Origin of the sequence: Mycobacterium sp., from assembly GCF_044223235.1 — a bacterium.
Taxonomy (GTDB): Bacteria; Actinomycetota; Actinomycetes; order Mycobacteriales; family Mycobacteriaceae; genus Mycobacterium.
On record NZ_JBGAME010000018.1, the window covers coordinates 33,107 to 46,346 of the forward strand.

Annotated in this window: 12 protein-coding genes; 7 read left to right on the forward strand and 5 right to left on the reverse strand. The window is 67.8% G+C overall.

Translation table 11 applies throughout. From position 1 onward, the window contains the following. Window positions 1-27 precede the first annotated feature (27 nt). Window positions 28-2,628, reverse strand: coding sequence for an aminopeptidase N (pepN, locus tag ADBZ6K_RS19110; protein ID WP_526349550.1), 2,601 nt, complete (start codon window positions 2,626-2,628; stop codon window positions 28-30). Window positions 2,629-2,721: 93 nt separating this feature from the next. Between pepN and ADBZ6K_RS19115 the strand changes: the two genes are divergently transcribed. From ADBZ6K_RS19115 to ADBZ6K_RS19130, 4 genes are all read left to right on the forward strand, one after another. After that, window positions 2,722-3,351: a DsbA family oxidoreductase gene (locus ADBZ6K_RS19115; protein ID WP_526349552.1), complete on the forward strand. Its 630-nt coding sequence runs from the start codon at window positions 2,722-2,724 to the stop codon at window positions 3,349-3,351. 132 nt (window positions 3,352-3,483) lie between these two features. After that, complete coding sequence (locus tag ADBZ6K_RS19120) at window positions 3,484-4,875, forward strand: purine-cytosine permease family protein (protein WP_526349554.1); 1,392 nt, start codon at window positions 3,484-3,486, stop codon at window positions 4,873-4,875. Further along, the gene (locus tag ADBZ6K_RS19125; protein WP_526349556.1) at window positions 4,872-5,318 is read left to right on the forward strand and encodes a nucleoside deaminase; all 447 of its coding nucleotides are present in this window, start codon (window positions 4,872-4,874) and stop codon (window positions 5,316-5,318) included. The genes ADBZ6K_RS19120 and ADBZ6K_RS19125 overlap by 4 nt, the downstream gene beginning before the upstream one ends. Then, on the forward strand, window positions 5,315-6,274 hold the full coding sequence (locus tag ADBZ6K_RS19130; protein WP_526349558.1) for an isopenicillin N synthase family dioxygenase: 960 nt from the start codon (window positions 5,315-5,317) through the stop codon (window positions 6,272-6,274). Before ADBZ6K_RS19125 ends, ADBZ6K_RS19130 begins: the two co-directional genes overlap by 4 nt. 126 nt (window positions 6,275-6,400) lie before the next feature. Here ADBZ6K_RS19130 and ADBZ6K_RS19135 read toward each other — a convergent pair whose 3' ends face one another. Beyond that, window positions 6,401-6,907, reverse strand: coding sequence for a hypothetical protein (locus ADBZ6K_RS19135; RefSeq protein WP_526349560.1), 507 nt, complete (start codon window positions 6,905-6,907; stop codon window positions 6,401-6,403). Between the two features lie 381 nt (window positions 6,908-7,288). Between ADBZ6K_RS19135 and ADBZ6K_RS19140 the strand changes: the two genes are divergently transcribed. Genes ADBZ6K_RS19140 through ADBZ6K_RS19150 form a run of 3 tightly spaced genes read left to right on the forward strand, consistent with a single transcriptional unit; the run spans window position 7,289 to window position 10,309 of the window. Then, window positions 7,289-7,768 (forward strand): ribose-5-phosphate isomerase, encoded by a 480-nt coding sequence (locus ADBZ6K_RS19140; RefSeq protein ID WP_526349562.1) that lies wholly within the window; start codon window positions 7,289-7,291, stop codon window positions 7,766-7,768. A 4-nt stretch (window positions 7,769-7,772) separates the two neighbouring features. Further along, window positions 7,773-8,570, forward strand: coding sequence for an Fpg/Nei family DNA glycosylase (locus tag ADBZ6K_RS19145; protein ID WP_526349564.1), 798 nt, complete (start codon window positions 7,773-7,775; stop codon window positions 8,568-8,570). A 47-nt stretch (window positions 8,571-8,617) separates the two neighbouring features. Then, window positions 8,618-10,309 carry a cation:proton antiporter gene (locus ADBZ6K_RS19150; RefSeq protein WP_526349566.1) on the forward strand — a complete coding sequence of 564 codons (1,692 nt, stop codon included), beginning with the start codon at window positions 8,618-8,620 and terminating at the stop codon, window positions 10,307-10,309. Window positions 10,310-10,335: 26 nt separating this feature from the next. Here ADBZ6K_RS19150 and ADBZ6K_RS19155 read toward each other — a convergent pair whose 3' ends face one another. The 3 genes from ADBZ6K_RS19155 to ADBZ6K_RS19165 form a co-directional block, all read right to left on the reverse strand. Beyond that, window positions 10,336-11,136, reverse strand: coding sequence for a DUF1542 domain-containing protein (locus ADBZ6K_RS19155; protein WP_526349568.1), 801 nt, complete (start codon window positions 11,134-11,136; stop codon window positions 10,336-10,338). A gap of 168 nt (window positions 11,137-11,304) precedes the next feature. Further along, a complete protein-coding gene (locus ADBZ6K_RS19160; protein ID WP_526349570.1) occupies window positions 11,305-12,045 on the reverse strand; it encodes a hypothetical protein in 741 nt (246 codons plus the stop codon). Continuing rightward, window positions 12,042-13,235 (reverse strand): PrsW family intramembrane metalloprotease, encoded by a 1,194-nt coding sequence (locus ADBZ6K_RS19165; protein ID WP_526349572.1) that lies wholly within the window; start codon window positions 13,233-13,235, stop codon window positions 12,042-12,044. The genes ADBZ6K_RS19160 and ADBZ6K_RS19165 overlap by 4 nt, the downstream gene beginning before the upstream one ends. Window positions 13,236-13,240: the final 5 nt, after the last annotated feature.

Genomic DNA, 13,240 nt, shown 5'->3' on the forward strand with positions numbered 1-13,240 from the left:
TTTCACGACCGGGAACGCTATCTCGCGTCAGCTGACGTCGAAGGCGCGCGCCCGCAGCGCTCGTTCGACGCCCGCACGGCCTTCCAGCACCAGCCGCCGCAACGCCGGAGGTACTTCACCGGCGAGGAACGTGTCGGCGGCGGCAAGGCCCTCCTCGCTGATGTCCCACGACGGGTACAGGCCGACCACCACCGTCTGGGCCACCTCGCTGGACCGGCGCTCCCACACCCCGGGGATCGCCTCGAAGTATCGCGCCGTGAAGGGCTGCAACAGTTCACCCTGGCCGGGCCGCACGAACCCGCCGATGATCGCGCGGGCGGTGATGTTGGCGAGGGTGTCATCCTCGATGACCTGCTGCCACGCCGCTTCCTTGACCGCGGCTTGCGGCCGCGCCGCCGATGCGGCTGCCGCGCTGCGCCGCCCGGCCGCGGTCGGATCCCGTTGCGCCTCGGCGTCGATGAACGGGGTGGCGGTGCCATCGGCGTCGATGTCACCCGCGGCGGCCAGCGCCGTGACCAACCGCCAGCGCAGGTCCGTGTCGACCGTCAGGCCCGGCAGTCCCCGGCCGGGGCGGTCGGCAGATTCAGCACTGTCGAGCAGATCGGCGAGCACGGCGACGTGCCGGCTCGACAGCACCGACGTGCACAGCGCGTTGACGTAGGCGAGCTGATGGTCCGATCCGGGTTCGGCACCGCGGGCCAGCTCCAGCAGCCGGTCGGCGAATGCGGGCCAGCCTTCCTCGGTGGCCCACACCGGCTCGGCGTAGGAGCCGAGAGCCGCCTGGGCCTGCAGGAGCAGCCGCTGTGCGACGCCGACCTCCGTCTCGGCGTGGATGCCGGCCTGCACCAGCGCGACGAAGTCGCGGGCTTTCAGTTCGGCTTCGCGCGTCATCTCCCACGCCGCCGACCAGGCCAGCGTGCGGGGCAGCGGTTCGGCGATGTCGGCGATCCGGCTCAGCAGCGTCAGCAGCGAGTCGGGGTCAAGCCGCAGCGAGCAGTAGGTCAGGTCGTCGTCGTTGACCAGGATCAGCTTGCCCCGCGGGATGCCCTGCAGTGCAGGCACGTCGGTGAGGTCGCCTTCGACGTCGAGTTCCTCACGGTGCACGCGCACCAACTTGCCCGACCCGTCGTCGGCGTAGATGCCGACGGCCAGCCGGTGCACCCGGGTCTCCCCGGCACCGGGCTTGGCCCCGCCCTGGCTGATCGCGAACCGGGTGAAGCGGCCCTGGTCGTCCAGATCGAACTCCGGCCGCAGCGTGTTGAGCCCGGTGGTCTTCAGCCATTGGCGGCCCCAGCCGGACAGATCGCGACCCGACGCCTTCTCCAGCGCGCCGAGCAGATCACCGAACGTCGCGTTGGCGAACGCATGGTCGCGGAAGTAGTCCCGCAGGCCGGCCAGGAACGACTCCAGGCCGACATAGGCGACCAGTTGCTTGAGCACGCTGGCGCCCTTGGCGTAGGTGATGCCGTCGAAGTTGACCTCGACCGCGTGCAGGTCGGGGATGTCGGCGGCCACCGGGTGAGTCGACGGAAGCTGGTCCTGCCGGTAGGCCCACGATTTCTCCGAGTTGGCGAACGTCGTCCACGCCTGGTCGTACTCGGTGGCCTCCGCCTGGCACAGCACGGATGCGAAGGTCGCGAACGACTCGTTGAGCCACAGGTCGTCCCACCACTGCATGGTCACCAGGTCGCCGAACCACATGTGCGCCATCTCGTGCAGCACGGTTTCGGCGCGGCGCTCGTAGGAGGCGCGGGTGACCTTGCTGCGGAAGACGTAGTCCTCCAGGAACGTCACCGCGCCGGCGTTCTCCATGGCGCCCGCGTTGAACTCCGGCACGAACAGCTGGTCGTACTTGCCGAATGCGTAGGGCACACCGAAGTTGTTGTGGTAGAAGCCGAATCCCTGCTTGGTCTCGGTGAACAACCGCTCGGAGTCCATGAACTCCTGCAGCGACCTACGGCAGAACAGGCCCAGTGGGATCTCGCCGTGGGCGTCGGAGTAACGGTCCCGCCACACCGCGTACGGTCCGGCGATCAGCGCCACCAGGTAGGTGCTCATCCGCGGCGCAGTGGCGAAGGTGTGGGTGGTGGCGCCGGTGGTGTCCTGGCGCTCGGCGCTCACGGTGGCGCCGTTGGACACCACTTCCCAGTGCGACGGGGCGGTGACGATGACGTCGAAGGTCGACTTGAGGTCGGGCTGGTCGAAGCACGCGAACATCCGCTTGGCGTCGGCGGTCTCGAACTGCGAGTAGAGGTACACCTCGTTGTCGACGGGGTCGACGAACCGGTGCAGACCCTCTCCGGTGTTGGAGTACCGGCAGTCGGCGTCGATGACGACGACGTTGTGGGCGGCCAGCCCCCGCAATGGGACACCGGTGGATTCGTCGTACTCCGACACGTCGATGTCGTTTCCGTTCAGGGTGGCGGCGCGAATCGTGTCGGCGGCGAGGTCGATGTAGCTGTCGGCGCCGGCCAGGGCGTCGAATTCGACGGTGGTGACCGACCGGAACGTATGCTCACCCGGTCCGGCGTGTGAGTCGGTGAGGTCGAGTTCGATGCGGTAGTTGTTGACGGTCACCAGGGCCGCGCGCTCAGCGGCCTGGTCTCTGGTCAGATTGGGAAGTGCCACACCGGTCAACCCTAGCCCTCGACGGGGAACACAGGCTGCGCGGCCGGGGTTGTGCAAACCGGACGTCCACGTGCCGAGCGAGAGGATTAACCCATGCCCGAGAAGTCCGAGAAGTCTGTCGCCGATTTCTGGTTCGACCCGCTGTGCCCGTGGTGCTGGATCACGTCGCGCTGGATCCTCGAAGTCGAGAAGGTCCGCGACGTCGAGGTCAACTTCCACGTCATGAGCCTTGCGGTGCTCAACGAGGGTAAGGACATCCCTGAGGAGTACCGCGAGGGCCTCAAGCAGGCGTGGAAGCCCGTTCGGGTCGCCATCGCCGCCGAGCAGGCCAAGGGTTCGGAGATTCTGTTGCCGCTCTACACGGCGATGGGAACGCGGATTCACAACCAGGGCTATCGAGATTTCGACCCCGAGTTCCATCGGGTGATCGCCGAGGCGCTCGCTGAGGTGGGCCTGCCTGCGGAGCTGGCCGAGGCGGCCACCACCGACGAGTACGACGACGCTCTGCGCGAAAGCCACCACGCCGGAATGGACGCGGTCGGTGACGACGTGGGCACCCCGACCATTCACGTCAACGGGGTGGCGTTCTTCGGCCCGGTGCTCTCGCGGATCCCGCGCGGTGAGGAAGCCGGCAAGCTGTGGGACGCGTCGGTGACTTTCGCGTCCTACCCGCACTTCTGGGAGCTCAAGCGCACCCGCACGGAGTCGCCCGAGTTCGACTGACCCTGGTGCCGCCGCGAATTGTGCACCACGGTCGTAGCCGCAGCGTCATCGCGACCGTGCGGCAGATTTCGGCCCGGTGACTTCCTGTGAAGTCCGGTTGCGAGGGGCCCGGGTCGGGACCACCGTAGAGCGATGACAGTCGCCGAGCCCACCACCGACGGCACCTACCGCGATCGCATCGTCGCGGTGGAGCCCGGCGGAAACGAGTTCATCGCCGAAGCCGACCGGCACGGCAAGCCAGTTCAGCTGTTCTGGACCTGGACATCGCCGAACCTGGAGTTCGCGACGGTGTTCGTCGGGATGCTCGCGGTGCTCGCGTTCGGGATGACGTTCTGGCAGGCCCTCGCCGGGATCGTCATCGGTACGGGGCTCGGCGCCGTCGCGCACTACTTTCTGTCGGCGCGCGGGCCGTTGCACGGTGTGCCGCAGATGGTGTTGGGTCGCATGGCTTTCGGCTTCAAGGGCAATGCCGTTCCCGCGGTGCTGATGTCGGTGACCGCCGGTGTCGGGTGGTTCGCGACCAACAGTGTCAGCGGAGCGTTCGCGCTGAGCACACTGTTCGGCTTCGGACCATTGGTGGGTCTGGTCGTCATCGTGCTCGTCCAGACCGGCTGCGCGTTCTTCGGACACAACCTGGTGCAGGCATTCGAGCGGTGGGCCTTCCCGGTGCTGGCGGTGATCTTCGCTCTGGCGTCGATCGCCATCTTCGTGCACGCCGATCTCGGCGCCCCGGCACCCGCAGGCGGGGTCGGCGGGCTTGGCGGTTTCCTGCTCACGGTGGGCACCTCGTTCGGCTACGCCGCAGGCTGGACGCCCTATGCCGCCGACTACACCCGCTATCTGCCGTCGACCGTGTCGACCGCGCGCACGGGTTTCTTCGCGGCGGCAGGCCTGTTCCTGTCGTGTGCGGTGCTGGAGACGGTGGGGGCGGCGTCGGCGACCGTCGGCGAGGCGTCTCTTGCCGATCCGACCGGATCGTTCACCAGCGAGCTGGGATCCTGGCTCGCCAAGGCCACCCTGCTGGCGATCGCCATCGGGGCCATCGCCGCCAACTCGATCAACATCTATTCCGGCGCAATGGCTTTCGTCACCATTGGAGTGAAATTGCCGCCCCACGTGGCGCGTGCGCTGGTGACCGTGTTCTTCGGCGTCGCCGGCTTCCTGGTGGCGTGGTGGGCCCTGCCCGACGCCGCGCACAGCTACGAGGCATTCCTGTTGATCATCGCGTACTGGATCGGGCCCTGGCTGGGTGTGGTGTTCGCCGACCAATACCTGCGGCGCGGCCAGTCGATCGCCGGGTTCCTCTACGACCGTTCCTATTCCAATTGGGGTGGCCTGCTGTCATTCGTCACGGGGCTGGTGGTGTCGGTGGCGCTGTTCTCCAACCAGGAGAAGTTCGTCGGCGTCGTGGCCAGGACCGTTCCACAACTGGGTGATATCACCTTCTTTGTCGGCTTCTTCATCTCCGGCGCATGCTATCTGGTGCTGTGCCGGTCCAAGATCTCCGCCGAGCGCGCGGTATGACGCCGACGGAGATGCTTGACGTCGCCGTCGACGAGGCCCGAAAAGGACTGTCGGAGGGCGGGATACCGATCGGTGCCGCGCTGTTCGGCGCGGGCGGGGTGCTGCTGGGCCGCGGCCACAACCGGCGTGTCCAGGACGACGACCCGTCGATGCACGCCGAGACGGATGCGTTCCGCAACGCCGGTCGTCAACGCGACTACCGGTCGACGGTGATGGTCACGACGCTGTCGCCGTGCTGGTACTGCAGCGGGCTCGTCCGTCAGTTCAACATCGGCTCGGTGGTGATCGGCGAGGCCCACACGTTCTCCGGCGGGCACGATTGGCTGGCCGAGCACGGGGTTGCCGTCACCGTTCTCGACGATCAGCGCTGCGTGTCGATGATGGCGGAGTTCATCGCTGCGAATCCGCAGCTGTGGCATGAGGATATCGGGGTGGCTGAGTGAGTGCCATTGCAATGGTGGATATTTCGCGGTGGTATGCGGGAGGTGCCGACGCCGACGCGCTGGCCGCCGACGTGGATGAGGGGCTGCAGCGGGCCGGCTTCATCGTGGTCACCGGCCATGGTGTCGCCCCGGAGTTGGCCGCCGGTGTGCGGGCCGCCAGTCGTGAGTTCTTCGCGCTGCCCGCTGCGGTGAAGCAACGCTATTCGGTACCGGTCGGCGGGCACGGCTGGATAGCGCCGGGCGCCGAAGCCAATGCCTACGCCGAGGGCACCGAGACCCCGCCCGACCTCAAGGAGAGCTACAGCCTGGGAGCCGAGACGGAAACGGGCGATCCCGAGGTGGACCGGATCTGGTTCGCGACCAACGTGTGGCCCGCCGAAGTTCCGGCATTGCACGGATTGGTCGCCGAATACACCGCGGCGATGCGTGGGCTGGCCGACGACCTACTCGCGCTGTTCGCCCGTGCCCTGCAGATGGCCGACAACCCATTCGCGACGCTGGCCGACCGGCCGACGTGGACGATGAACATCAACCACTACCCGCCCGTCAGCGTGGTGGGGGAGCCCGAGCCCGGGCAGTTCCGTATCGGTCCGCACACCGACTTCGGCACGGTGACGATCCTGGACCGCGAGCCGGGTGCGGGGGGACTGCAGGTGTACTCGGACGCCAACGGGTGGGAGGACGCCCCGTGGCAACCCGGCGCCCTGACGGTGAATATCGGTGATCTGCTGGAGTATTGGAGTGGGCGGCGCTGGCCGTCCGGGCGCCACCGTGTGCTGCCGCCGCAGCCCGAAGCCCCGGAGGAGGACCTGGTATCGCTGATCTACTTCTACGAGGCCAACCACGACGCGCGGGTGATTCCGCTGGAGCCGCCGATCGGGCGGGTGTCCGGGCTGGCGCCGGTGACGTGTGCCGATTTCATCAAGGAACGGCTGGATGCCATCACGGTGGGGTAGCGGTGGCGAGTTCGGGTGCGGGCGCTGAGGTCGCCGCGCGCAAACGCCCAAGCTGCGATGGCAAACTGCCAATGCACGGAGATTTTCACTTGTAATTTGCCGAGTTGTGGGGATGGACAGCCGTGCTTACTTGCACAACTCGGTGATACGTGGGCTGGCGTCCTGAGCCGATTTGAGTAGCGGCGCCATCGAGGGGTCGGTGTTCTGCACGCCGACGAGCTGCCTGATCCCGATGTCCTGCAGGTTATTCGCGAAAGTTCGGACGGAATCTGTGAGTTCGGGTGGGGTTGCCGGGTCCAGGCGGGAAAGCAGGTAACTGCCGCCTCCGAGGGTCGCCAGCCGTGCGTTCGCGGCGACGGCTTCCCTGGCCACGGCGTCGGGGCCCAGGTCGAGGTTGGTCTGGATCGACACCGCGTTGCGCACAGTGTCGAACGCCGCGCACGTCCGGGCCTTGGCATCCTCGGTCTGCTCGGCGGTGAACGCCTCCGGTGATGCCTCGGTGGTTGGCGTGGCTTCGCCCGTCGGTCGCAGCAGTGCCCATACCGAAAGGCCCGCCGCGATCAGCGCGATCACCAGGGCAGCGGGAACCACCCAACGCGATGGGGTGTGCTCCACCGCTTCGGCACTTGTCATTTCGCGGCCCCCTGCGCTTCCGAATCAGCGTCCGATACTGGGCGATGGTAGCCCCGGGCGTGAAGCCCGACGCGACGGTCGCCGGTCCGCCACGCTAGTCGATGGGGAGCGCTCGGGGGCCAGTACGGTCGAGCCTCGATACCGCTGATCGGCAACGGTTCATGTCGGATGCTGGTGCCGTAACCGGTTTCGCCGCAACGAATCTAGGTGTGCAACAAGCGCGCGAAAAGCAGATGCTGCGTCGGCAACGGGATTTCCCGGGATTCCAGCATGTTGCATCAATGGCCAGCAAAAACGGCGTCCGTTGTCGGTGCACCGTGCATGCACGCGAGCGCCGGATAGCGGCTAGGGTCGCACACCCCGCCCAGTAGGGTTACCGGCATGCGTGTCTACCTCGGCGCCGACCATGCCGGATACGAACTCAAGCAGGCCATCATCGAGCACCTCGCAGCCAGCGGCCACGAGCCGATCGACTGCGGCGCTTACGCCTATGACGCCGAGGACGACTATCCGGCGTTCTGCATCGCGGCTGCCGAGAAGACCGTGGCCGATCCGGACAGTCTCGGCATCGTCATCGGCGGGTCCGGCAACGGTGAGCAGATCGCGGCCAACAAGGTGCCCGGTGCGCGGTGTGCGCTCGCATGGAGCACCGAGACCGCGACCCTGGCCCGTGAGCACAACAACGCACAGCTGATGGGTATCGGCGGCCGCATGCACACCGTGCCGGAGGCGCTGACCATCATCGACGCGTTCTTGTCCGCCCAGTGGTCGAAAGCCGAACGCCACCAACGCCGCATCGACATTCTCGCCGAATTCGAGCGCACCCACGTCGCGCCACCGGTGCCGGGCGGGCCGGAGTAGGGCAATGCCGGAGGGCCACACCTTGCACCGGCTGGCCCGCCTGCATCAGCGGCGCTTCGGTCGCGCGCCGGTGGCGGTGTCCAGCCCGCAGGGCCGCTTCGTCGAAGGGGCGGCGACTGTGGACCGGCACGTATTCCGCAAGGCCGACGCCTGGGGTAAGCATCTGTTCCACCACTACGCCGGGGGCAGGGTGGTGCACGTGCACCTGGGGCTCTACGGCACCTTCACCGAGTTCAGCACCGCCGACCTCGCCGAACCGATCGGACAGGTGAGAATGCGGATGATCGGTGCCGAGTACGGAACCGATCTGCGCGGACCCACGGTCTGCGAGGTGATCGAGGAACCCCAGATCGCGTCCGTAGTCGCGCGACTCGGTCCCGACCCGCTGCGCCGCGACGCCGACCCGGGCCCGGCATGGAGGCGGATCACCAAGTCCCGCAGGCCGATTGGCGCGTTGTTAATGGACCAGACGGTGATCGCCGGGGTGGGCAACGTCTACCGCAGCGAGTTGCTCTATCGGCGCCACATCGACCCCTTCCGGCCCGGGACGACGATCACCGAGGCCGAGTTCGCCGACATGTGGACGGATCTCGTGGCCCTGATGGCGGTCGGGCTGCGTCGCGGCATGATCGTCGTGGTGCGTCCCGAGGACGACCACGGTGCGCCCTCCTACGGCCCAGGCCGGCCGCGCACCTACGTCTACCGACGCGCGGGCGAGCCGTGCCGGGTGTGTGCAACCGCCATTCGCGCCGCTGAACTCGAAGGACGCAACGTGTTTTGGTGCCCCGGTTGCCAGCGCTGACGTGTCCCCGTCCAGCGAGTTCACAGGATTGACGGGACAATCTCCGGGTGGAACTGATCTTGGTTGTGGTCGGCGCGATCGTCGTAACGGCGATGGCGCACCGACGCGGGCTTGAACCGGCACTCATCATCGTCCTGGTCGGTATCGCGGTGTCGTTCATACCGGGCTTCGAGGCGCCCGAACTCGACTCGCATGTGCTGCTGACCGTCGTCCTGCCGCCGCTGTTGTATTCGGCCGCGCTCGACTTCTCGTTCCCGACGTTCCTGCGCAACATCAAACCGATCCTCGGTCTGGGGGTCGCGCTGGTGGTGGTCACCGCCTTCGCGGTGGCCGCGGTGTCGTCGTGGCTTGTGGTCGTGCCCCTGACATTCGGCACGGCACTGGTGCTCGGGGCCATCGTCGCCCCGCCCGACGCGGTTACCGCGGTCGCCGTCGGCCGCAAGCTTGGCCTGCCCAAACGCGTGATGGCCATCCTCACCGGCGAGAGTCTCATCAACGACGCCGCCGCGTTGACCCTGTTCTCCATCGCGGTCGCCCAGGTGGCCGGAACGCACACCTTCATCGAAAATCCGTTTCTGCTGTTCGGATACAGCGCGCTGGTCGGTCCGCTGATGGGCGCGGCGCTGGGCTACATCACCCTGTGGATCCGCAAGCGCCTCAACAGCCCCGGTCTTGAGACGGTGCAGGGATTGCTGGTGCCTTTCGGGGCGTTCATTGCCGCCGAGCACGTCCACGCCTCAGGCGTGCTGGCCGTCGTGGTTGCCGGTTTCGTCGTCGGCAGCGGCAGCCTGTCCGCCGGTTACCAGACCCGCCTGCAGGAGCGCTATGTGTGGAACTCCCTGGACGTGCTGCTCGAGGCCTTCGTCTTCGCCTACATCGGCCTGCACCTGCGATTCGTGCTGGAGGATCTGCGCGACGCCCACGAATCATTGATGGAGGTGGCCATCGCGTCGGCGATTGTGCTGTTGATCGTGCTGGTGATTCGGCCGGTGTCGGTCTTCCTGATGTTCGGCCGCGGGGTGCTGTCGCGGCATGTCGAGCGCAGCCTCAGTGTGCCGATTCCCGCGAGCGGCGGGCGCGGTGCGCTCGGAATGCGCAGACGGGCCAAACCCCAACCGAAGTGGCGCACGTTGATCGACAACCGGTCGCTGACCTGGCAGGAGAACACGGTCGTGTCCTGGACCGGCATGCGCGGTGTCGTCACGCTGGCGGCCGCAGCGGCAATCCCGGTCACCACCGCCGTGAGTGACCCGTTCCCCGAGCGGGCCACCATCCAGGCCATCGCCTTCGTCGTCGCCGTCGGAACGCTGCTGCTGCAGGGGTGGACGCTGCCGCTGCTCATCCGGCGACTCCAGCTGTCATCGCAGCCCGACGACCGGGCCTACGACCGCCAGGAAACGCGCAAAGCAGAGCGTGTCGTTCACGAGGCGGCCGACGACGTGATCGCTGACTTCAGGGCCGACCCGCCCAAGGGGCTCGACCCGCGCGTGCTCGCCGACATCAGCACCATCATTTCCAGACACGCCCAGGACGCCGACGAGATGCCCGATCCCGACGCCCACACGCTGCGGGCCGAGGTGTTCGCGGGCCTCTACCGTGACGTGCTGATGGCCCAGCGGGCCGCGCTCATCGCCGAGCGCGACGCCGGGAACATCGACGATGAGGCCGTTCGGGCCATGCTGGAGCGGCTCGACCTGCAGGAGGCCGGGGTGTCGGCGCGGCTGGACAGCCGGTTCTGACGATCCGGCTTCCGGGCGTTGCGGCGTCAGAACCCGCCGAAGTCGCCGCCACCGAAGTCGCCGCCGCCTCCGAAGTCCCATCCGCCGCCGTCGGAACCGCCGCCATCCCAGCCGGCATCGCCGCCGCCGTCATAGCCGCCCTGATCCATGTTCTGGTCCATGCCTTGATCCATGCCCTGGTCATAGCCCTGCGCGAAACCCTGCTCGTAGCCAGAACCGTGCATCCCTGAGAACAGCGCATCGAAGAGCAGCACCGAACCTATACCCCAGGCACCCGCGACCAGGGCGGGCTTCCACCAGGGCTCGGAGTACCAACCGGCAGGCACGGGCCTGCCTGCCACCCGGCCGCCGGGGTAATAGTTGGGGGTACGTTGCGACGGTGTGGGGGAGGCCTCGATCTCACGTCCCTCGAACTGCACCCGCCGATCCTCGGTAACGGTGCCTGCCGACCGCTGACCCGACAGCGACTCCAGCTCGGGGCCCGGGTCCATGCCCATCGCCGCGCGGGCGGCGCGTACGTAGTACAACCCCTCCAGTGCGCTCTCCTTGGCCAGCTCGGCCTGCCTCGCCGACGTCGCCTGCTCGATCTGCGACGACGAAGCGGTGTAGCGCTCCGAGGCGTCGGCCAGCGCCTGCTTGGACGCCTCGTCGGTACCGGTCAGCCCGATCACCTGCCCGCCGAGCCGTTCGATGATGCGACGCGCGTCGGCCTTCGCGTCGGCCAGCGACTCCGCAGTACGCCTGCGGGAAGCCTTCGATGAGGTGTAGACCGCGAACCCGATTGCCGCGACGACCAACAGGATGAGCACCACCACGACGCCGTTCATGGCGTCCAGGGTACCCACAGGAACTGACGCCGACGGTCCCCGAATCAATCGGCGATTACGCCCAGAGCGCAGTACACCTCGTCTCGTCGGACAGCGCACGGCTGCGCGCCCGGGTCGGCGGTGATCGGATCGTCACGGGTCGGCACCGCGCGGAATCCCTTCGGGCGCTCAGCGGGGCGGGTCCGCGCGCCAGCGGAAGCTGTTGACGTACTTCCCCAGATCCTGCGCCAGTTCGAGGTTGGCCCCCGACGGCGGCCCCGGACCTGAGTCCGGTCCGAATTCGTGATAGGGCCCCGCGGCGCCGGCGATGAGCGCGAAATCGTCCTTGATGGCGGCCAAGACCACGATCCGGGTTCGTGTGTAGTCGGTCAGCGAGTTCTGCGGGAAGACGTCGTAGACGATCCCGGACCCCAGTTGGTAGCCGACCATCGCGTTGGGGATGTGGTAGGCGACGGTGGCGTCGGGCTGCGTCTCCCTGACGAGATCCTCCACCACCTGCTGCGGCGAGCGGCCGCGGGCGGGCTCGCCGAACAGCCGCATCACCCCGGTGTCGCCGCCCCGATACTCGGCGATCACTCCGTTGTCGTCGGTCGAGATGGCATACGCCTCGCTTGGCGCCGGATAGGACACCGAGAAACTGCCGTCGGCCGCGGTGAATCGCGGGTTTGCCGCCACCGGGGTTCCGGTCGGTGGGCGTCCGCAATCCGGCGGGCAGCTGTAGCGCACGGGCGGTGCCCCGGTCAGCAACGACGCCGACAGCAATGCGGCCACCAGCGCGGCCATGCCCACGCTGAGATATGCGAGAAGCCGTCGAAGCGACGTCTGCCGGAGAGGGGCGGCGGTATAGGACCGCGCCGCCAGCGAGTAGCCGGGGAAGAGCTCCCGAGCCGGCGCGGCAGGTGCGCTCACCGCTCGGCCTCCTGCTCGACAGGCTGCGGCCGGTCGGCTCGCCGCGCTTCCCGCGATGCCCGGGAGGACGCATGGGCGGAGACGCCGCAGGCCGGGCAGAACGTCATGTCCGGTACGACATGGCCGCAGTGCGGGCACAGGATCGGCGACTCGGGTGCCGTTTCGTCGTCGCGTTCCCGTAGCAGCGCCAGTTGCAGGGCGACGCGCATCGCGGCGAGGACCACCAGCGCCATGACGGCATGTTTGGCGAACTGCAATCCCAGGGGCAGCGGGAACAGGTCGGTCAGGCCGACGCCGGTGTAGGCGGCGGCGAAGAACACCAGGACCAGCGCGACCACGGCGAACAGGCGGACGCGCCGCACGCCGCGGCGGCCGGCGCCATACCACAGCCCGGCTCCGATGACGCCGCCGAAGGCCGCCACGCTGAGCGGCATCGTCACGCCGAGGATGCCGGTGCCGATGAGCAGGTCGAGCAGGGGTTGCGCCTGGGTGAACACACCGCTCTTGAATTGGGGGATCAGCCGCAACAGCGTGGCGCTCGCGGCGAATGTCGTCGCGCCGAGGACGCCGACGGCGAAGCCGTCCAGCGCTTCCCGATGGTGGCGCGGCCGGATCGACACGACGAGCGCCGCGGGTATCTGCATCACCAGGACACCGCCGAACGGGATTACGATGCCTTTGAGGACCATCCCGATGTCAGGGGTCTGGGCGCCCAGCGCCATGCCGTAGGACTGCGCGAAGATGTTTGTCGTCGTCCACACCCAAACCGCTCCCACGAGGATGCCGAGTACGACGGTCAGCACCCAGATCCGGCGCGGGAGATCCGCCACGACCCCGGTTTCGAAGAGATAGATGCCGAATATCAGCAGCGGACCCAGGGTTCCGACCGCGATGATCGGGATCTGCCAGCCGGCCAGCGCGAACACCACCAGCACAGTCAGCATCAACGCCAGTCCCGCCCGGAAGGCGCCGTGCGAGCGCTCCGGCAGGTGCGGAAACACCGAGCTGACGATCGACGGCTGCAGCACACTCTCGCTGGGTGCGGCGGCGTAGTCGCTGACCCTCAACCAGTCCGGACCGCGGCCGGAATCTCGTGTCAGGCGCGCCCCGCACAATCCGCAGAACTTGCCCGCGGGTACGTCGTGTCCGCATGCCCGGCAGGGCATGGTCAGCAGTGGCGGGCCGGTCATCGCGG

Excerpts from the sequence above, each read along its gene's own strand:
- ADBZ6K_RS19115 (WP_526349552.1), top strand. The coding sequence starts at position 2,722 with ATGCCCGAGAAGTCCGAGAAGTCTGTCGCCGATTTCTGGTTCGACCCG.
- ADBZ6K_RS19120 (WP_526349554.1), top strand. The coding sequence starts at position 3,484 with ATGACAGTCGCCGAGCCCACCACCGACGGCACCTACCGCGATCGCATC.
- ADBZ6K_RS19125 (WP_526349556.1), top strand. The coding sequence starts at position 4,872 with ATGACGCCGACGGAGATGCTTGACGTCGCCGTCGACGAGGCCCGAAAA.
- ADBZ6K_RS19135 (WP_526349560.1), bottom strand. The coding sequence starts at position 6,907 with ATGACAAGTGCCGAAGCGGTGGAGCACACCCCATCGCGTTGGGTGGTT.
- ADBZ6K_RS19140 (WP_526349562.1), top strand. The coding sequence starts at position 7,289 with ATGCGTGTCTACCTCGGCGCCGACCATGCCGGATACGAACTCAAGCAG.
- ADBZ6K_RS19145 (WP_526349564.1), top strand. The coding sequence starts at position 7,773 with ATGCCGGAGGGCCACACCTTGCACCGGCTGGCCCGCCTGCATCAGCGG.
- ADBZ6K_RS19155 (WP_526349568.1), bottom strand. The coding sequence starts at position 11,136 with ATGAACGGCGTCGTGGTGGTGCTCATCCTGTTGGTCGTCGCGGCAATC.
- ADBZ6K_RS19165 (WP_526349572.1), bottom strand. The coding sequence starts at position 13,235 with ATGACCGGCCCGCCACTGCTGACCATGCCCTGCCGGGCATGCGGACAC.